This is a genomic window from Isoptericola sp. NPDC057191 (assembly GCF_042670225.1).
GTDB lineage: Bacteria > Actinomycetota > Actinomycetes > Actinomycetales > Cellulomonadaceae > Isoptericola.
The window spans coordinates 1-18,946 of sequence record NZ_JBHUWC010000067.1; the positions used below are offsets into that span (position 1 = coordinate 1).

The 18,946-nt window shown below is 73.0% G+C and carries 15 protein-coding genes, 1 tRNA gene and 1 pseudogene; 9 read left to right on the plus strand and 8 right to left on the minus strand.

Going from position 1 to position 18,946, the window contains the following annotated elements; translation table 11 throughout:
- Window positions 1–626: 626 nt before the first annotated feature.
- Window positions 627–839, minus strand: a complete 213-nt coding sequence (locus tag ACFT55_RS10540; protein ID WP_380243779.1) for a DNA-binding protein — start codon at window positions 837–839, stop codon at window positions 627–629.
- On the minus strand, window positions 836–1,756 hold the full coding sequence (locus tag ACFT55_RS10545) for a toll/interleukin-1 receptor domain-containing protein (protein WP_380243780.1): 921 nt from the start codon (window positions 1,754–1,756) through the stop codon (window positions 836–838). Before ACFT55_RS10545 ends, ACFT55_RS10540 begins: the two co-directional genes overlap by 4 nt.
- A 485-nt stretch (window positions 1,757–2,241) precedes the next feature.
- Here ACFT55_RS10545 and ACFT55_RS10550 point away from each other — a divergent pair, with 485 nt between their 5' ends.
- From ACFT55_RS10550 to ACFT55_RS10560, 3 genes and pseudogenes are all read left to right on the plus strand, one after another.
- Window positions 2,242–2,907 (plus strand): hypothetical protein, encoded by a 666-nt coding sequence (locus ACFT55_RS10550; RefSeq protein WP_380243781.1) that lies wholly within the window; start codon window positions 2,242–2,244, stop codon window positions 2,905–2,907.
- Between the two features lie 78 nt (window positions 2,908–2,985).
- A pseudogene (locus tag ACFT55_RS10555) lies at window positions 2,986–4,071 on the plus strand (IS3 family transposase); the annotation flags it as partial.
- A 208-nt stretch (window positions 4,072–4,279) separates the two neighbouring features.
- Window positions 4,280–5,506 carry a hypothetical protein gene (locus ACFT55_RS10560; RefSeq protein WP_380243793.1) on the plus strand — a complete coding sequence of 409 codons (1,227 nt, stop codon included), beginning with the start codon at window positions 4,280–4,282 and terminating at the stop codon, window positions 5,504–5,506.
- A gap of 153 nt (window positions 5,507–5,659) precedes the next feature.
- Here ACFT55_RS10560 and ACFT55_RS10565 read toward each other — a convergent pair.
- Window positions 5,660–5,744: transfer RNA gene (locus tag ACFT55_RS10565), tRNA-Leu, on the minus strand.
- 101 nt (window positions 5,745–5,845) lie between these two features.
- Here ACFT55_RS10565 and ACFT55_RS10570 point away from each other — a divergent pair.
- The 3 genes from ACFT55_RS10570 to ACFT55_RS10580 all read left to right on the plus strand — a co-directional run bounded on the left by ACFT55_RS10570 (window position 5,846) and on the right by ACFT55_RS10580 (window position 9,737).
- Window positions 5,846–7,675, plus strand: coding sequence for a glycoside hydrolase family 15 protein (locus tag ACFT55_RS10570; RefSeq protein ID WP_380243782.1), 1,830 nt, complete (start codon window positions 5,846–5,848; stop codon window positions 7,673–7,675).
- A gap of 114 nt (window positions 7,676–7,789) precedes the next feature.
- Window positions 7,790–8,614 (plus strand): metal-dependent hydrolase, encoded by an 825-nt coding sequence (locus tag ACFT55_RS10575; protein ID WP_380243783.1) that lies wholly within the window; start codon window positions 7,790–7,792, stop codon window positions 8,612–8,614.
- Window positions 8,615–8,831: 217 nt separating this feature from the next.
- Window positions 8,832–9,737, plus strand: coding sequence for a serine protein kinase RIO (locus ACFT55_RS10580; protein ID WP_380243784.1), 906 nt, complete (start codon window positions 8,832–8,834; stop codon window positions 9,735–9,737).
- Between the two features lie 76 nt (window positions 9,738–9,813).
- Here ACFT55_RS10580 and ACFT55_RS10585 read toward each other — a convergent pair whose 3' ends face one another.
- The gene (locus tag ACFT55_RS10585; RefSeq protein WP_380243785.1) at window positions 9,814–10,434 is read right to left on the minus strand and encodes a hypothetical protein; all 621 of its coding nucleotides are present in this window, start codon (window positions 10,432–10,434) and stop codon (window positions 9,814–9,816) included.
- A gap of 35 nt (window positions 10,435–10,469) precedes the next feature.
- Between ACFT55_RS10585 and ACFT55_RS10590 the strand changes: the two genes are divergently transcribed.
- The 3 genes from ACFT55_RS10590 to ACFT55_RS10600 all read left to right on the plus strand — a co-directional run bounded on the left by ACFT55_RS10590 (window position 10,470) and on the right by ACFT55_RS10600 (window position 12,041).
- A complete protein-coding gene (locus ACFT55_RS10590; protein ID WP_380243786.1) occupies window positions 10,470–10,865 on the plus strand; it encodes a hypothetical protein in 396 nt (131 codons plus the stop codon).
- Between the two features lie 88 nt (window positions 10,866–10,953).
- Entirely contained in the window at window positions 10,954–11,601 is a 648-nt protein-coding gene (locus ACFT55_RS10595) for an SRPBCC family protein (protein WP_380243787.1), read from the plus strand.
- Window positions 11,601–12,041 carry an ArsR/SmtB family transcription factor gene (locus ACFT55_RS10600; protein WP_380243788.1) on the plus strand — a complete coding sequence of 147 codons (441 nt, stop codon included), beginning with the start codon at window positions 11,601–11,603 and terminating at the stop codon, window positions 12,039–12,041. The genes ACFT55_RS10595 and ACFT55_RS10600 overlap by 1 nt, the downstream gene beginning before the upstream one ends.
- Window positions 12,042–12,044: 3 nt before the next feature.
- On the opposite strand, the gene ACFT55_RS10605 is transcribed toward ACFT55_RS10600, so the two are convergent.
- From ACFT55_RS10605 to ACFT55_RS10620, 4 genes are all read right to left on the minus strand, one after another.
- Window positions 12,045–12,698, minus strand: coding sequence for a GNAT family N-acetyltransferase (locus ACFT55_RS10605; RefSeq protein ID WP_380243789.1), 654 nt, complete (start codon window positions 12,696–12,698; stop codon window positions 12,045–12,047).
- 47 nt (window positions 12,699–12,745) lie between these two features.
- Window positions 12,746–16,396, minus strand: a complete 3,651-nt coding sequence (locus ACFT55_RS10610) for a PHP domain-containing protein (RefSeq protein WP_380243790.1) — start codon at window positions 16,394–16,396, stop codon at window positions 12,746–12,748.
- Entirely contained in the window at window positions 16,389–18,089 is a 1,701-nt protein-coding gene (locus tag ACFT55_RS10615) for a DNA polymerase Y family protein (protein WP_380243791.1), read from the minus strand. Before ACFT55_RS10615 ends, ACFT55_RS10610 begins: the two co-directional genes overlap by 8 nt.
- A 107-nt stretch (window positions 18,090–18,196) precedes the next feature.
- On the minus strand, window positions 18,197–18,946 hold a 750-nt coding region (locus tag ACFT55_RS10620; protein ID WP_380243792.1), incomplete at its 5' end, for a hypothetical protein.

Consider the following 18,946-nt stretch of genomic DNA (forward strand, 5'->3'; position numbering starts at 1 on the left):
CCCCGAGGGGTGGGCGCCTTCTGCGTTGCCGTCCAGGTTCCCGTCCGAAGGACTGAAGGACTGAAGGACTCCTGAGCATTGCCTGCGTGTCCGGAGGGGACTTATCCACTATCGTCACGCCTTTTGGTGGTCCCGCATGCCGCCTGACCTGGGGAAACATCATCGAATCGATTTGCTAGTTCGCGTCGACGTCACCGATCAGTTCTCGACGTTGGCGGGGCGCCGATCCCGGGGAGTCCCGGGGGCTGATCGGAGTGCTGAGACAGCGAGACGCCCTCGTCGTGTGGAGCGACGAGGGTGTCTCGATCCGCTGTCTCATTCGGATCCCGCCGACGCTCTCGCGCCGGAAGTCTTCCCTCATGATAGCCGGCCCGGGCATGCATCCTGCATTACCCATCGGTTGCGTCTTTCGCCCCGGCCCGCCTCGACGCTGCGGCCGGGCGCAAGAAGGCGCCAAGCATCATGCCCGATGACCGGCCGCGGGCCTTCGCGCGCCAGCATGGCCGAACTGCCGGGGCAGAGCTGGAGCAGACGTAGGTCGTCATCGCCGTGCCCCCATCATTTCGCCAGCGTCCAGCCCTGGTGCGTTTTTTTGCGCTCCTGGCGGCGAGGCGTGCGGCGCCCGGTCAGAACGGTTCGGCCCTTTTGACAGCGTCACGTCCTACCGCGTACTGCCGCTCGATGTACTCCTCAAGCCTCGTGCGCTCGGTCTGCCACACCCGCTTGGGCCCCACCTGGATCGCCGGCACCTCGCCCTTCTTGACCAGTGTGTAGACCTGGCTCTCTAAGATCGCAAGGTCGTCGGCGTCGTCCTTGACGGTCAGGAAGCGAAGGCTCATGAGGATTCGACCACCCTCCATCGGAACGTCACGTGAGGGGCGATGTAGGTCTCGCCGTTGACCTCTCGCTGCACGTCGAGGATCTCGACGACGGCGAGCCGGCCGTCTGCGTTCATGAGGACGACAGCCTGCCCGACGCTCGGAGTGACGGTCCGGCCTGGGGTGAGGACCTGGTCGAGGTCAGCATCGGCGGGCACCCGGCCGCCGATGAGGCCGACCGCCCCGATCGGGTCCTTGTACACATAGACCGACTTGCCCGAGTGTTGGCTGACGCGCAAGCCGAACTCGGAGTCACCCACGCCCCAGGTGTACGTGTAGCCCGGAGCATGCATGTAGGAAAAGCGGACTTCGCCCGAGAGGTCCGGGCTGCGCCACTGCGAGGGCTCGCTTCGCAAGGCGTGCTGTTCCAAGCGGGTGGCGCGCTCCCGCAGCGTCGCGAGGGGCGTCGCATGGTCGCGATTGGCGGGGAGGTCAGCGATCCAGCGCCAGAGATCTTCGATCTGCGCGGCACCAGGGAACCTCTGCTCGCTCTGCGGCCTGTAGTTGAAGTCGAACCCCTTCAACATCTTGCCGTCGAGCCAGGAGGGCAGCTTGCAGCCCGGGTTGTCGACGTAGACCGCAGATAGCCATCCAGGCTCGCGATCATCGAAGATTTCCGAGATCCACGCGGTCTCCTTGCCTACCCCCGAGCTGGGCATGTTGTCGGCTCTCTCGATGTAGTTCTCGTCTACAACGAGCAGGACGTGTCTCACGTCTGCGACGCGGCGCATGAAGCCGTTGAGGTCGTTGCCGTAGTCGAGGTCGGCATCGAGCAACACGTCGAATCCCAGGTGCTTGAGCCCCGCGGCAAGTAGATGAACCCATTCACAATGCTTGTCCGTCGTCCACGCGTACGAGATAAACAGGTCCGGGCCCAAGCGGCTCCCCCTTGCAAAACGCTGCGGGCCGAGCGGCCCGCGCTTGTTGGGATCCTAGGCGCAGGAGCAGCGGCAGCGACACCACCTGTGGTGGCTGCAGGGGATCTGTAGTCCCGCTTAGGGAACTACGCGGCCAGGCGTCATCCGACGGCGCGGAGCGGTGGGCGCCGTCGACCACCGTGGAGCCGTCGGGCGGCTCCGGGCGGGCAGGGCTAACGGTGTCGCTGACTGGCATGGGCAGTGTCAGTTCCAACCAATCGTGCAGCACGCGGCGACCATGCTCGTTGAAGCCGTGCGCGGCGTGAGCCACTCGTAGATGGGTGTCCGCCCCCTCGAGGGGAGGCAGCGGGAGCATCGATACCGCAGCCTGCTGATCGGCGTCGGCGTCGGCACCCATGCGGAGAGGTTACGCCTACGCCGCAACGGGACAGCGGGCGGGACGCTGCCCCACTTTCACCCGTGATCCATCGCCGCGAGGATGAGGCATGAGCACCGAGCCCCAGCGTCGCATGTCGCGCGAGGACCTTGTGGACGCGCTAGTGGCAGTAGATGTCGAGACGCGCATCTTCCGAACCTACGAGAGCGGTACGCCGACCTTCGAGAATCCGACACGCTGGACGGCGCTAGTCTCGGTGGCGCGCGGCGACGAAGCCCTTGGCCAGGGTGAGGGCGTCTTGGCTGCAACGGGGTTCCGGATTTCCACCGAGGATGGCGCCAACCTCCTGGACGCGCTAGACGCGCCAGATGCAGACACAGCGGCCTTTGTTCCCCTCGTCGGGAGGGACGCCGACGAATGGGACGAGAGCCTCGGCTTGGAGAAGCCTTGGGGCGACCTCATCATCGTCGACCGGGTGAGCGTCGAGACGGAATGGCAACACCTTGGCGGCGTGGGCCGATACCTCCTCGGGCTAGCCCTGCTGGAGATCGCGCGCAGCCAGGACGTCGGGCTCATAGCTCTGCATGCACATCCGTACCAGTACGCACACTCGGGCACGGACGAGGAAATCCGAGCGGGCAAGGTCAGGCTCGTTGAGGTCTGGGGCGACCTCGGCTTCGAGCAATTCCAGGGAAGTCAACTCATGACGATCGACCCGCACCGCATGACTCTGCCGGAAGGGGTCGAACGCCTGCGGGTGCGACTCACCCAGTAGCGGGCTGTTGGGTCTGCTGCACGGATGGGTGACACCTGACCTGTGGTGCCTTCGGGCGCTGCTGGAAGGATGCGTCCCGTGCCCAGACCCCAACCCAAGGAGTTCCGCGACGACGTCGTGGCCGCCCGCCAGGGCGAGATCCCGGTCAGGCAGGTCGCGAAGGACTTCGGCATCAGCGAGTCCTGCCTGCGTAGCTGGTTGCATCAGGCTGTACGTCGAGGATGGCGCCAGGCCCGGCGTGACCGCGTCGGAGTCGGCCGAGCTGCGTGAGGCGCGCAAGCGGGTGCGCCTGCTGGAGCAGGAGAACGAGGTGCTGCGTCGGGCCGCGGCGTACTTCGCGCAGGCGCATCTGCCGGGAAAATGATGTACCCGCTCGTCCGAGAGCTCGCTGCTGACGGGATCCCCGTCGCGGTGACGTGCCGGGTCCTCCAACTCGCCAGACAGCCCTACTACCGGTGGCTCACCGCCCCGGTCACCGCGACGGATCTCGAGCAGGCCTACCCCGCGAACGCCCTGTTCGACGCGCACCGGGACGATCCGGAGTTCGGGTACCGACTCCTGGCCGACGTGGCCCGCGAGACAGGACATCAGGCGTGTGACCGCACGATGTGGCGTCTCGTGCGGGACGGGCGCTGGTGGTCGGTGTTCGGCAAGAAGCGCGGCACCAAGGGCGGTAAGAAGCTCGGTCCGCCCGCGCACGACGACCTGGTGCGACGGGACTTCATTGCAAGTGAACCCAACCAGCTGTGGCTCACGGACATCACCGAGCACCCCACCGTCGAGGGCAAGATCTATCTCTGCGCCATCAAGGACGTGTACTCGAACCGGATCGTGGGGTACTCCATCAGCGACCGGATGAAGTCCTTCCTTGCAGTGGACGCGCTTGGCTCGGCCGTCGCCAGACGCGGCATCAGCGGCGCCGAGGTGGCCGGCTGCATCGTGCACAGCGACCGAGGCAGCCAGTTCCGAAGCCGGAAACTCCTGGCCGCGCTACGCACCCACGACTTTGTCGGATCCATGGGCCAGGTCGCCTCTGCCGGCGACAACGCTGCCATGGAGTCCTTCTTCTCCCTGCTGCAGAAGAACGTCCTGAATCGGCGCCGCTGGGCCACCCGCGAGCAGCTGCGGATCGCGATCATCACCTGGATCGAACGGACCTACCACTACGTCTCGACTTCCGCTTCGCCGTGCCAGGCCAGGCTCGCGGAGCGCGCAACACCCGCCGACCACCCCGCACCCTTCCCAACTAACGAACCAGGCACGGCGACCCGCCTGGAGCCCCCGCTACGGCTTGCTCCAACCATCCAGAACTCGTCCGCGCCAAGGGCAGATCCGAAGACCACTCCACACCCTGCGCCGCTAGCCTCAGGGTGTGACCGATCTGCCGCCGCCACCGAACCTCGACCCCAAGGACGACCCGGTCAACATCGTGCTCGAGGAGATCGCGGAAGCTCTCGACCCTGGCGGCCAGCAGCGTCAGCAGATGAAGGCGATGGCCGCGTTCGGCTCGCTCCTCGGCACACACGGCAAGGAACTGCGCCGAATCGCGTCCGAGTCCGAACGACTCCAGCGCACGTTCGCACGCGCGCACGTGGCCCTTGTCCCTCGTGGGTGGGGCGTCACCAACCTACCGGTCCCCTCCCTGGCCGAGGCCTGCGCTTTCCTCGAGTCGGGCGATGGAGACGCGGCCGATCAGTTGCTCGCCGAGCTCTGGGACGAGCAACGGTCGAACCGTGTCGCTAGGCGCGCAGGGGCGATCGGATCCGCAGACCCTGAGCTGAAGCAGATCGGTTTTCATCGTCGCCGTCTTCTCAAGAAGGCTGCCGCCCACCACGCCGTGGGGGCGTACGAGGCGAGCGTGCCGATCGTGCTCGCCCAGGCCGAGGGGATCGTGACGGACGTCTCCGAAGGCAAGCTGTTCTTCTCCAAGTCGCCGAAACGCGCCGACGTCGTTGACCCAGGACGCCTCGCGTCCATCGCCAGCGGGCTGGAGGCTCTGCGCGCGGTGTTCTCGGCGAACGCAGGCACCACCGAGACGTCCGGTCGTCTCAGCCGTCATGGCATCCTGCATGGACGCGAACTCGGGTACGACACGGAGATTCAGAGCGCCAAGTGTTGGAGCCTGCTCGACGTCGTCGTCGAATGGGCACAGCCCGCGGGTCGCGAGCTCGCCGAAGCGAAGCGAAGAACTCGCCTGGACGCCCACGCCGGCAGCAACGCGGTAGACGGAGACGGTGCACGCGTCGATCGCCGCGAGTTCAGCGAGACCCGGACGGTGCTCGGCCTGCTCTGTACATCCCAGATGCCGCGCCACGCGCAATACGGGAGGTTTCGCGACGACCTCGTACCCGCGGTGTACAGCACCGCAAGCCTCGTCAAGCGCGGCCTGCCCGAAGACCACGGCGTGCGTACCGCTACGGCCGCCGACGGGCAGATCTTCACGGCGTGGCGAAGAACGATCACCGGATGGGTCCTGGGGTCGGGCATCCAGCACACCGGAGATGGGAGATTCCTCGAATGGCGATACGGCGGGCCCTCTGAGCCGATGAACCAGCCGCCAGGCGGCGGTTGGGCGGAGCACCACCCCGACTGGCCGTGATTTCTTGCCGTACGACCTGGGTGAGCTTCCCCGCCACGGGGCCTACGGCTAGTGCAAAACACTGAGGGCGACCATGCGCAAGCATGATCGCCCTCAGTCCCGCTGTTCAGACATCCAACCAGTAACCTGGGAGTTGCCTGAGTATTGCTTGAGTGTCCGGAGGGGGACTTGAACCCCCACGCCCGATAAAGGGCACTAGCACCTCAAGCTAGCGCGTCTGCCATTCCGCCACCCGGACGAGTGGACCTCGGCGGCGCTCTCACGCCGTCTCGGTGCGTGGAAAAACATAGCACGGCGAGGCGGGGCTCCTGCAAACCGCCGACGGCCTACCGTGACGACGTGGCACAGCGCATCGAGGACTACGCCCTGGTCGGTGACCTGCAGACGGCCGCCCTCGTCAGTCGCACGGGTTCCGTCGACTGGCTCTGCCTGCCGGCGTTCGACTCCCCCGCCTGCTTCGCCGCCTTGCTCGGCGACGACTCCCACGGCTCGTGGCAGCTCGCCCCCGCGGCGGGGGGGGCTTGCACGCGGCGACGCTACCGGGACGACAGCCTCGTGCTGGAGACCGAGTGGGAGACGCCCGACGGCCTCGTCCGTGTGATCGACTTCATGCCCCCGCGCGGCAAGGCACCTGACCTGGTGCGCATCGTCGAGGGCGTCTCGGGGCGGGTGCGGATGCGGTGCGACCTGCGCCTGCGCTTCGACTACGGCAGCGTCGCCCCCTGGGTGAGCGAGGTGGAGGACGGCGTGCTGCGCGCGGTCGCAGGACCGGATGCGGTGAGCGTCGTGACACCGGTGCACCTGACGCACGGCGGCGGCCCCCTCGACGACCTGCACGCCGAGTTCGAGGTGACGGCCGAGGACCGGGTCCCGTTCGTGCTCACGCACTTCCCGTCACACGTCCGGCCCCCACGGTCCGCCGACCCCGAGCCGGCGCTGCAGGACACCCTCCGGTTCTGGGCCTCGTGGGTCGGCAGCACCCGGTACGACGGTCGGTGGTCCTCGGCCGTGCACCGCTCCCTGATGACCCTCAAGGCACTCACCTACCACCCCACCGGCGGCATCGCCGCGGCCGCCACGACGTCCCTGCCCGAGGACCTCGGAGGCGAACGCAACTGGGACTACCGGTTCTGCTGGCTGCGCGACGCGGCGTTCACGCTGCTGTCCCTCCTGAGCACCGGGCACACCGCCGAGGCGGGCGCCTGGCGCGAGTGGCTGCTGCGCGCCGTCGCCGGCGACCCCGCCGACCTGCACATCATGTACGGGCTCGACGGCCGACGGCGGATCCCCGAGAGCACGCTGGACTGGCTGCCCGGGTACGAAGGCTCGCGCCCGGTCCGGGTCGGGAACGCCGCCGCCGGACAGCTGCAGCTCGACGTGTGGGGCGAGGTGCTGGTGTGCCTGGACCTGGCACGGTCGTCGTCGCTCGGCGCGAAGGACGAGACCTGGCAGCTCGAGACGGCGCTCATGGACTTCCTCGAGGGCCACTGGCGCGACCTCGACAACGGCCTGTGGGAGGTGCGCGGCCCACGACGGGCGTTCGTGCACTCCCGGGTCATGGCCTGGGCGGGGGTGGACCGCGCGGTGCGCGGCATCGAGCACTTCGGGCTCGACGGGCCGCTCGACCGGTGGAAGGCGCTGCGCGAGGAGATCCGCACCGACGTGCTGACCCACGGGTACGACGCCGACCGCCAGACCTTCACCCAGTTCTACGGGTCTCAGGGCCTCGACGCCTCCCTGCTGCTCCTCCCGCGCGTGGGGTTCCTGCCCTGGGACGACCCGCGGGTCGTCGGGACGGTCGAGGCGGTGCAGCGCGAGCTGTCCACGTCCGACGGGCTCCTGCTGCGCTACCGGCAGGACGCCGACGGGGGCGTGGACGGGCTGGCGGGAGGCGAGGGCACGTTCCTCGTGTGCAGCTTCTGGCTCGTGCACGCCCTGGAGGGGATCGGCAGGCACGACGAGGCGGTGCAGCTCTTCGAACGCCTGCTCGCGCTGCGCAACGACGTCGGCCTGCTCAGCGAGGAGTACGACGTCGCCACCGGTCGGCAGCTCGGCAACACCCCGCAGGCGTTCAGCCACGTGGGTCTCGTGAACGCCGCGCGAGCGCTCAGCGGTGGCGACCTCGTCGACGTGTTCGGCGTGCCCGACGAGGGCCCGCCCACGCCCTGAGCACACCGAGCGGGCCCGGCCGTCGGTGCCGCCGTGTACCGTCCCCCTGGCCGGACCAACCGGTCAAGGGTGCGGAACTGGACAAGCGTGTCCGGACAGGAGAATGACGACGTCATGATGGGTGGGCACCATGCCGCGTCGGGCGCGGCCGCCTGGGTCGCGGTCACGTCGACGGCGCCGTTCGCGCTCGGTTGGCACCCGGTGTCGGACGTCGGGGTGATGACCGGTGCGCTGGTCTGCGCGGGTGCCGCGCTGCTGCCCGACGCCGACCACCACAGCGGCACCATCGCGCACTCGCTGCCCCCCGTCTCGGAGGGGGTCACGAAGCTCGTCGCCGCCCTCTCCGGCGGGCACCGCAACGGGACCCACTCGATCCTCGGCATCGCCGTCTTCACCGCGATCGCGTGGGTCATGGGCATGGTGTCCCTCCAGACCGAGGCGTTCGGGGAGGTGCTGGTCGGCCCCGGCATCATGGCCGTCCTGCTCATCGCCTTCGCGCTGCGCGCCTGGAAGGTCACCGACGGGAAACGGTGGTGGAACTGGACGCTGTCGCTGCTCCTGGCCGGGTGCGTGGCCGTCTTCGCACCCGAGGAGTGGAACTGGATGCCGTTCTGCGTCGGGCTCGGCTGCGCGGTGCACGTCGTCGGCGACCTCCTCACCACCGCCGGCGTGCCGCTCCTGTGGCCGCTGAGGTTCCGTTCCCCGTACTGGGTGCGCCGCTACCGGGTGCTGCCGTTCGACGAGGTGTGGCGCGACGGCGGCAACCTCTCCCTGCCCGTCCTCGGCGACGCCGGGTCGTGGCGCGAGTGGCTGGTCATGACCCCCGTCAGCCTCTACGCCGTCGTCGGCGTGACCTGGGCCGCGCTGCAGCAGATGGGGTACGACACGCAGCCGGTGTGGGAGAACGTGTCCGGCTGGGTCAGCACGCTCGGCTCCTGAGCCACGCCGAGACGGCGGATAAAAGGGTGGACCGCCCCGAGGCGCCCTGGCATGCTTCCGGCAGGCGGCACGCGATCGGCGCGGGCCAGCACACGAAGGAGGGCAGAGCGATGGACGTCGTCGTCATGCGCGCCCTCCCGGAGACGCTCCGGCGGGCGGACACCACCCGAACCTGAGGGGCCGTGCTCGAGCTCCTCGTCCTGAGCAGGAGTCTCGCGTGCACCAGCACACCCCTTCCCCGTTCGTCTCTTCACCTGTCTTCCCCCTCTCCCTCTCTCCCTTCGGCGAGGACGTCGCCGGCGACCTGCCCGTGGAACCCGGCCCCGACCAGCGGTGGTCCACCTGGACCTCGGTGACGAAAGGCCAGCGCGGCCCCGAGCCGCGTCCGGACTGGGTCGTCACCGCCGACGCCGCGCTCGACACCGAGCTCGGCGTCCTCAAGACCGGCAAGGAGGCGGACGTCTTCCTCGTCGAGCGCGCCGTGCCCGGCGACCCGGACCGCCGCAGCCTGCTCGCCGCCAAGCGCTATCGCAGCCGGGACCACCGGCAGTTCTACCGCGACGGCGAGTACACCGACGGCCGCCGCGTGCGCCGCACGCGCGACCAGCGCGCCATCGAGGACCGCAAGTCCTCCTGGGGCAAGGCCGTGGCCGCCACGCAGTGGGCGGACGCCGAGTTCCTGGCGCTGTCCCGGCTCTGGGACGCGGGCGCCCCCGTGCCCTACCCCGTCCAGATCGACGCGACGGAGATCTTCCTGGAGTTCGTCGGCCAGGAGACCGCCGACGGGGAAGCCGAGGCCGCGCCCCGGCTCGCCCGCACGCGCCCCGAGCCCGAGCAGCTCGCCGACTGGTTCGACCAGCTGCGGCACGGGATGGGCGTCATCGCCCGCCTCGGCTGGGCGCACGGCGACCTGTCGCCGTACAACATCCTCGTGGCCGACGCCGACGAGGGCGGGCGGCTCGTGATCATCGACCTGCCCCAGGTCGTGGACCTCGTGGCCAACCCGTTCGGCGCGGACCTGCTGCACCGCGACTGCCGCAACGTGTGCACGTGGTTCGTCTCCCGCGGCCTCGACGTCGACCCCGACGAGCTGTTCGCGGAGGTCTTCGCCCAGGCCTGGTGAGGCATCGGCCAGGCCTGGGCAGTACGGGCACGCACGGGGGCACGGACGGAGGCAGGGGTGGGCGGGGGCGCGGGTGTCAGCCGCCCGCGCCCACGCCGTTGTCCGGGGCGCCGTCGCCCGGGGGCAGGTCGCCGCGCTCGACCGGCGCCTGGTCGCCGGGAGGCGCCTCGGCGAGGAGGTCGTCCAGCTCCTGCGACGTCGGCACCCGGACGTTCCCCGCGGCCTCCCGGAGCGCGTCGTGGTCGGCCGTCAGCCCCGACACCCGGACCAGCACCTCGTCGCGCGCCTGGACGTACTCCTCCGCGTCGCCGGACGTCCGGCGCAGCAGCTCACCCTCCTCGACGCAGCTGACGGGCCCTTCCACGGAGCCGCCGCCCGTGTCCGTCAGGGGCGCGGCGGAGCAGTCGTCCACGCTCATCTGACCGCCGACGGCGGTCAGCAGGAAGATGCTGCCGGTCACGGCATCGCTGAAGATCAGCGAGAACCCGTCCGTGCCGTAGGCACCCGCGGCCATCGCCACGGGCTCGAAGCCCTCCGCCGACGTGGTCAGCACGTACTGCGGCCCCGCCCCCCACCGGGCCGCGGCGTCCGCGACCTCCCGCGACGAGGCCGGCTCGGTGGTGGCGCACCCGGCCACCACCGCGACCGTGAGCAGGCCGAGGGCTGCAGGCAGGATCCGTGCATGACGGGGGCTCATGAGCGCCGATGATGTCACGGGGCTACCGTGGACGGATGGGTGCACCGGCCGCGTACGACGACGAGGCGCTGGCAGCGTTCTTCGCGGACCTCGGCCTCGCGCTCGGCGCAGGAGACCTCGAGGACCTCTTCGAACGGTTCGACCTCCCGGCGCTGCACGCGGGCCAGACCAGCTCCACGGTCATGACGTCGCCCGAGCAGGTCCTGGAGCTCCACCGGACGCGGCCCGTCTCCCAGGAGGCCGCGGACGCCGTCGCCGCCGTCCCTGAGGTCCGGGCCGTCGACGAGGCGGGCTGGGGGCTGCTCTGGGTCGCGGTGCGATGGAGCTACCGGGACGAGCTCGCCGCCGAGCGGGCGAGCGAAGACGTCCGCTACCTGCTGCGTCGTGGACGCACCACGTTCGCCGTCTGCGTGCTGGCACCCGCCGACTGAGCGTCCGCGCGCTCCCCCCTTCCCCCGGGGCGCGATCCGTGGTTTTGTATAAGCATGCACTTATAGAAACGGACCCGGAGGAGTCGTCATGACCATCACCATCGACCCCGTGGCCACCGCCGGCCTGGTCGCGCGGGAGATCCGCACCGGTGAGCGGGACGGTGCACCGACGAAGATCGCCGTCGCCCGCCGTGCCTATGCCACCGACCGCGCCGACCTGTGGGAGGCGGTCACCTCCCCCGAGCGCATCCGCCGCTGGTTCCTGCCCGTCACCGGCGACCTGGCCGTCGGCGGCCGGTACCAGCTCGAGGGCAACGCCGGGGGCACGGTCGAGCGGTGCACCGCCCCCGACGGCTTCGCGGTGACGTGGGAGTTCGGCGGCTCGGTCTCGTGGCTCTCCGTGACCCTCGCGCCCGCCGAGGACGGCACGGTGCTGGAGCTGGTGCACGAGGCCGTCGTGCCGCAGGAGCTGTGGGACCAGTACGGCCCGGGCGCCACCGGCGTCGGCTGGGACCTCGGCCTCATGGGGCTCGGTCTGCACGTCGCGGACCCTGCGACCCCCCTCGACCCGCAGGTCGCGGAGGCGTGGACGCTCTCGCCCGACGGCGTCGCGTTCGCGCGTCTCGCGGCGACAGGCTGGGCCGACGCCGCGGTCGCCGACGGGGACGACCCCGTCGCGGCCCGCGCGGCCGCCGAGCGCACCGTCGCGTTCTACACGACCGTGCCGGAGGCCTGATGCCCGAGGGACCGGCCGGCGCCGCACCGTCGCGCCGGCGCGGCGTCTTCGAGGCGCTGGGCGACCCGGTCCGACGTCGGCTGCTCGAGGTGCTCGCCCCCGGCGAGCAGCCGGCCGGCGCGCTGGTCGAGGCACTGCAGGCGGAGGGCCGCATCTCCCAGCCCGCGGTCTCGCAGCACCTGCGGGTGCTGCGGGACGCGCGCCTCGTCACCGTTCGCGCGGAGGGCACCCGCCGTCTCTACGCCGTCGACGACGCCGGGCTCGACGTCGCGCGCCTCTGGCTGGCGCACTTCGCAACGCCGTTCGCCCAGCCGCTCGACGCTCTGGAGACGGAGCTGGCCCGCGGACGTCGCGCGCGGCGGCAGGGCACGCTCGCCGGAGACACCGGAGACGCCGGAGACGTCGGAGCGGCCCGGACTCGGCCGGGCCGGACGGGGTGAGCCTCAGCCGCCGCTCGGGACGAGTTCGCGGCGCAGCACCCAGCGCGGCAGGCGACCGCTCGTCGCGGCCGTCTCCCCGACGCGGTCGAAGCCGACCGACTCGAACAGGCCGACCGTGCCCACGAACGCCGCGCCGACGGGGACCCTGCGCCCCGGGGCCGGCTCGACCGGGAACCCCTGCACGGCGCGCGCCCCGTGGTCGCGGGCGTAGTCGACGGCGGCCTCCAGGAGGGCGCGGGCGATCCCGCGCCGCCGGTACCCCGGCCGGACGACGAAGCACATCACGGCCCACGTGGTCGGCCACTCGGCCTCCTCGACGCGGGGCAGCACGCGGGAGTGCTGGAGCGACGACGCCGCGGACACGGGCGCGAGGCCGACCCAGCCGACCACCTCCCCGACCACATCCCCGACCACATCGTCGGCCACGTGCTCGCCGTCCCGCTGACCGTCCTCCGCGAGGTAGGCGAGGAGACCGGGCGCGGGGACGCGGCCCGACAGGTCGCGCAGGTGCTCGCGCCGGCCGTCCACGGGCAGGCCGCGTGGCTGACGCCAGTGCAGGCACCAGCACACCTGCCCCCGGCCACGCGGGTCGAGCATCGTCACCACGTCGTCGAACCGGTCCGCGTCGGCCGGTGCGATCCGGAGACCGGTCACCATGCCCGTCAGGCTAGACAGCCCCCGTCCCGGTCGCCCGCGGGGCGCTGTCACCGGAAGTCCCGCGACCGGGTGGACACCGGCAGCCGCAGCGGCGCGAGGTGCTCCGCGAGCAGGTTGACCGCGCCGTCGGCACTCTCGATCCGGCCGCGGACCACCATCGCGGGGGCGCTGCGCGCCACGGTGCGGAAGCGGCGCCACAGGCCCGGGGAGCAGATCACGTTGAGCAGCCCGGTCTCGTCCTCGAGCGACAGGAACGTCACGCCGCCCGCGGTGCCCGGGCGCTGCCGGTGCGTCACGACGCCGCCCACCGCCGCCCGCCGGCCGGGCTCGGTGGCGCACGCCTGCGCGACGGTGAGCACGCCCGCCCGCTCGAGCCCGTCCCGCACGTGCTCCAGCGGCGACGTCGAGCCCGGTGTGATGCCGGTGGCCCAGGCGTCCGCGACGTCCACCTCGACCGGCGTCATGCCGGGCAGCGTCGGGGCGTCCACCCCGACGGACACGCCCGGCAGGGTGCCCGGCCCTTCCTGGCCGAGGGCGCCCGCGGCCCACAGTGCCTCCCGGCGTCCTGCCCCGAGACCTTCCGTGGCGCCCGCCGTCGCGAGCGCCTCCAGCTGGGCGGTGCTCAGCCCGACCCGGCGGGCCAGGTCGCGCAGGTCGCGGAACGGCCCGTGCGCCGCGCGCTCGGCGACCAGCTGCTCCGCCAGGTCGTCGCCGATGCCGCGCACGGCCGACAGCCCGAGGCGCACCGCGAGCGCGGGGTCCGGCGGCGGGCCGAACTGGTCGGCCGCCGGGGTCTCGGCGCGACGGGCCGCCTCGCCCGGCGGGGAGGTCAGCCGTTCGACGCCAGCGAGCGCCCGCGAGGCGTTCACGTCCGGGCGCAGCACCTGCACGCCGTGGCGCCGTGCGTCCGCGGCCAGCGACTGCGGCGAGTAGAAGCCCATCGGCTGCGCCGCCAGGAGCCCGGCGTAGAACGCGGCCGGGTGGTGCACCTTGAGCCACGAGCTGGCGTACACGAGGTAGGCGAACGAGTAGGCGTGCGACTCGGGGAAGCCGAAGTCCGCGAACGCCTTGAGCTTGTCGTAGATCTCCTCCCGCACGGCGGGGTCGTCGACCCCCTTGGCCCGCATCCCCTCCAGGAGCCGGCCGCGCAGCTCCTCCATCCGTTCGACGGAACGCTTCGAGCCCATCGCCCGGCGCAGCTGGTCGGACTCCTTGGGGGTGAAGCCCGCGACGTCGATCGCCATCTGCATGAGCTGTTCCTGGAACAGCGGCACGCCCTTCGTCTTGCCGAGGGAGCTCTCCAGCAGCGGGTGCAGGAAGGTCACCGGCTCGCGACCCCGCGCACGCTCGATGTACGGGTGCACCGACCCGCCCTGGATCGGCCCGGGCCGGATGAGCGCGACCTCGATGACGATGTCGTAGAACACCCGCGGCTGCAGGCGCGGCAAGGTCGCCATCTGGGCGCGCGACTCCACCTGGAACACGCCGACGGTGTCGGCGGTGCACAGCAGGTCGTACACCGCGGGGTCGTCGTCGGGCAGGCCGTGCAGCGTGAGCTGTTCGCCCGTGTGCTCGGCGACCGAGTCGAACGCGTACCGGATCGCGGTGAGCATGCCGAGGCCGAGCAGGTCGAACTTCACCAGCCCGGCGTCCGCGCAGTCCTCCTTGTCCCACTGCAGCACGGTGCGCCCTTCCATGCGGGCCCACTCCACGGGGCAGACCTCGATCACCGGGCGGTCGCACATGACCATCCCGCCGGAGTGGATGCCCAGGTGCCGGGGCAGACGCAGCATGCGGTCGGCCAGGTCGAGCACCGGCGCGGGGATCTGCCCTTCCTCCTCGGCCGACGGCGGGCGGTGCTCGGGCACGACGTCGTGGGTGTCGTCCGCGCGACGCGTGTCGCCCTCGTCCGTCGCGAGCGGGTCGACGACCCGCCGGTAGCCCAGGGACGGCGTCCAATCCCGCCGCCCCTGGCCCGGCAGGTGCCCCTGGTGGGGCCGGTCGTTCCCGGGGAGCGACTCTGCCGGCCCCCACAGCGCGGCCACCCGGGCGTCCTTGGCGGCGGTCCGGTTCGTCGGGCTGCCCGCACCCTGCGCACCCGGCGAACCCTGCGCACCCTGCGGACCCGGTGCGCCTGCCGCCGCCCGGGCGGCCTGCGCCGCGGCGTCTGCCGCCGGGCTGACGGGGTCGGGCCCGCGCAGCGACCCCCAGCGCTCGATGGACTTGCTCCAGGCGTCCTGCTGGCCGACGTCGTACCCGAGGGCGCGGGCCGCGTCGCGCACGGCCGAGCGCGGCCGGTAGGAGATGACGTTGGCCACCTGCGCCGCGTGCGTGCGCCCGAACGTGGTGTAGACGTGCTGGATGACCTCCTCGCGCCGCCCGGACTCGATGTCGATGTCGATGTCCGGCGGCCCGTCGCGCTCGGGGGCGAGGAAGCGTTCGAACAGCAGGCCGTGCTTCACGGCGTCGACGGCGGTGATGCCGAGCGCGTAGCAGACCGCCGAGTTGGCGGCGCTCCCCCGGCCCTGGCACAGGATGCCCTCCCGGCGGCAGAACTCCACGAGGTCGTAGACGACGAGGAAGTAGCCGGGGAAGGTCAGGTCCTCGATGACGCGCAGCTCGTGGTCGATCTGCGCCCACGCCCGCGCGTCGCCGGCGCCGTCCGGCCCCGGGCGCGGCCCGTACCGGTCGGTGGCCCCGCGCCGCACCAGCTCGCGCAGCCAGGTCGCCTCGTCGTGCCCGTCGGGCACGGGGTAGGGCGGCAGGTTCGGCGCCACCAGGCGCAGGTCGAAGGCGCACTCCGCGGCGAGCGCCGCGGCGGCGGCGACGGCCTGCGGGTGCCGGCGGTGCAGCGAGCGCATCTCGGCGGCCGAGCGCAGGTGCGCGACCGGACCGCCGGGCAGCCAGCCGTCCAGGCCGTCCAGCGACGACCGCGCCCGGACGGCGGCGAGCGCGCCCGCCAGGTCGGCGTCGCGCGGGCGGGCGTAGTGCGCGGCGGTGGTCGCGACGAGCGGGAGGCGTGCGTCGCGGGCCAGCGCGGCGAGGGCGGCGTGCAGGTCGGCGTCCCGGGGGTCGCCGGTCGCGGTGATCTCGACGGCCACGTTGTCGCGGCCGAAGGTGTCGACCAGCAGGTCCAGCTCGCGCCGGGCCGCGCCGGTGCCGCCGCCCGGCCCGGGGGCGGTCAGGGCGCGCCGGACGGCGCCCTTGCGGCACCCGGTGAGCACAAGCCACTCGCCGTCCGCCGCGGCGCCGAGACGCTCAAGGTCGTAGCGGGCCTTGCCCTTGACCCCCGCCTCCAGGTGGGCGGTCGCGATCGCGCGGGACAGGTTCCGGTAGCCCTGGTCGCCGCGGGCCAGCACCAGCAGGTGGGTGGCGCGCGGGTCGGGCAGGCCGGTCGGCGGGTCGAGGACCGGCCGGCTCCCGGCCGTCCCCGGCGCCGCACCGGGCGTCAGCGGGGCGGGGAGGTGCAGCTCGGCGCCGAAGACCGTGGGCAGCCCCACCTTCCGGGCGGCCTCCGCGAACCGCACCACCCCGTACAGCCCGTCGTGGTCGGTCAGCGCGAGCGCCTCCAGCCCCAGCCGCGCACCCTCGGCCGCCAGCTCTTCCGGGTGCGACGCGCCGTCCAGGAAGCTGAACGCCGAGTGGGCGTGCAGCTCCGCGTACCCGCCCGCGCTCCCCCGTCGCGTCGTCTCAGTCATAGATCGCCTCCACCTGCCACGTGCCGCCGGACTGCGCCAGCAGCAGCGCCCGCCCGTCGTCGAGCACCGCCTGCAGGTAGACGCGGCGCGCTCCCCCGTCGGCGGCCCACCAGCGCTCGGCGAGCGGCCACGGCCCCGCCCAGCCCGTCACCGTCGCCAGGTCGCGGACACCGGTCGCGTCCCGGCTCTCCGCCGCACCGTCCCCTCCCGCACGGCCCGGCTCACGACCGCACACGACGGTCGCGGGCTCGCCGCTCATCGCGAGCCGGGCGTCGACGACGACGTCCCGCCCTGCCGCGTCCAGCACCCGGGCGGGCACCGGCTCGTCGGGCAGGCCGGCGGGTGCCGGGCTGGGCAGAGCGCCGGGCCAGGGCCGGTCGGGGTCTCGACCCGCTCCCCCCTCCGTGCCGAAAGGCACGAGCCGCACCCGGTCGCGTGGTCCGCGGCCGCCCTGCAGCTCCACCGTGAGCACGGCGTGGCCGCCGAGCAGCCCCTGCACCCTCCCGAGCGCGCGCCGGGCACGCTCCCCCTCGCCCGCGTCCGCCCCCCACAGGCCGGGCTGGTGCGTCGTCGCCGGGACGACGTCCTCGGCCGCCAGCGCGAGGTGCGCGATCGGCGCGACGACGGGGTCGGCGTCGGACCCGCGCCGGGCGGACGCCGCGGTGAGCCAGCCCTCGAGCTGCCACCGCACGCGGTCGGTGATCCGCGCGGCGCTCATCCCGCCGGCCGCGGCGTCGTCCGTGCGCCACACCCGCTCCAGCACGGCGCCCTCCCCCGCACCGACGTCGTCGCCGCCCAGGTCGGCGCCCGCCGTGCGCGCGGTGATGCGCAGCCGGCCGCAGGCCAGGCCGCGGGCGGCGAGCAGGTCGTGCAGCGCGGTCGCCAGCCGGCGGGCGGCGAAGGTCGCGACGTCGACCCGCAGGGCGGGCGGGTCCAGCTCCTCCGCGACGGCGAGGTCCTCCTCCACGCGGCGGCGGGCCGGCGGGCGCAGGTCCTCCCCGCGGGCCAGGCGCTGCGCCCAGGTCCCCAGGTCGCCGAAGCGCGCCTGCACGCTCGGGGCGGGCAGGGCGGCCAGGTCGCCCAGGGTGTGCAGCCCCAGCCGCCACCAGAGCCCCGCCGCCTCGCGCACGGCGGCCACCCCGGCCGGGTCGCAGACGGCGTGCACCAGCTCGCCCACCGGCCGGTCGGCGAGGAACGCCGCCGAGCCGCCCGTGGGCACGACGGCGTCCTCGCGGGCGGCGAGCACCGCCGCGAGCAGCCCGTCGGCCACCCCCACCTGGCACTCGTGCCCGGTGCGCGCGGCGACCGCGCCCGCCAGGGCCTGCGCCAGCGCGAGCTCGGAGCCGTGGTAGCGCGCGGCCCCGCCGGCCGGCAGCAGGAGCAGTCCTGGCCGCGCCACCTCGAGGCCTGCCACCACCGTCTCGGCGGCGAGCGCCACGGGCTCGAACTCGCGGGCGTCGCGCGCGTCGTCGGCGGGCAGCAACGCCACCTCGGGGCACCGCTCCTGCGCCTGCCGGCGCCGCATCCCGCGCCGCACCCCCTGCGCGCGGGCGACGGCGGAGACCGCCACGACGCTGTGCCCGGCGCCCGCCCCGCCGCCCGACCGCGCGCCGAGCACCGCGGCGGGGACGTGCGCGTCCAGGCCTGCGCCCGCCAGCGCCGCCACCACCGGCCAGTCCGGCACCCACAGCACGGCCGTCCGGGACCCTCCTTCTGGAACGCGGCCCGACGCCGCAGCGCCCTCTACCGCAGCACCCTCTACCGCAGCACCCGCTGCCGCAGCGCCCGCTGTCGCCACCATCACGCCACCCGCAGCCGGGCGCCCGGCCGCTCCCGACGCCTGTCGTCACGCACGTCCGCGCCCACGACTCCTTCGCCGCCGAGGCCCGGCGCGACGGGCTCGCCCCCCAGCACCCGCTCGACCCGCAGCGGCACGTCGACTTCGACCTCGACCGGCCGGGCGGCGGAGCCGCGCCCGGTGCGACGCACGCGCAAGGTCCGCCGGCGCAGCCACCCCGACCCGTGGTCGACGCCGGACCAGGTGCCGCCCCGGGCGTCGAGGGTGACGTGCGCACCGGGCCAGGCCGCCTGCGCGACCAGCACCGCGCCCCGCTCGCGGGCACGTGCGGCCAGACGGCGGCGGTCGGTGTCCAGCAGCGTGGCGCCGGGCCCGACGACCACGACGTCCATGCCGTCGAGCAGGGCGGCGAGGGCGGCAGGCGCGTCCGGTCCGGGGGCGGGCACGAGCACGGTCCGCCCGAGGGCGATCCCGGCGTCCGCGGCGGCCAGCATCCCGACCGCGGGGGCCCCGACGAGCGCGACCCACGCCCCGGCCTGCGACGCCTCCCCCAGCAGGGCGAGCAGGAGCGTCGTCGAGCCACGGACCGCGAGCACCGTGCCCGCGGCCAGACCGCCTCCGGGAAGGAGCCCGGCCAGCCCCGGGTGCACCGGCAGCAGCCGTCCGGCGTCGGGCTCCGTCGTCCGGCCGCGACCCGTGCGCTGCTCCGCCGCCCGGAGCGCCGCCCGGGCGGCGGCCGCCCGGTCGAGGAC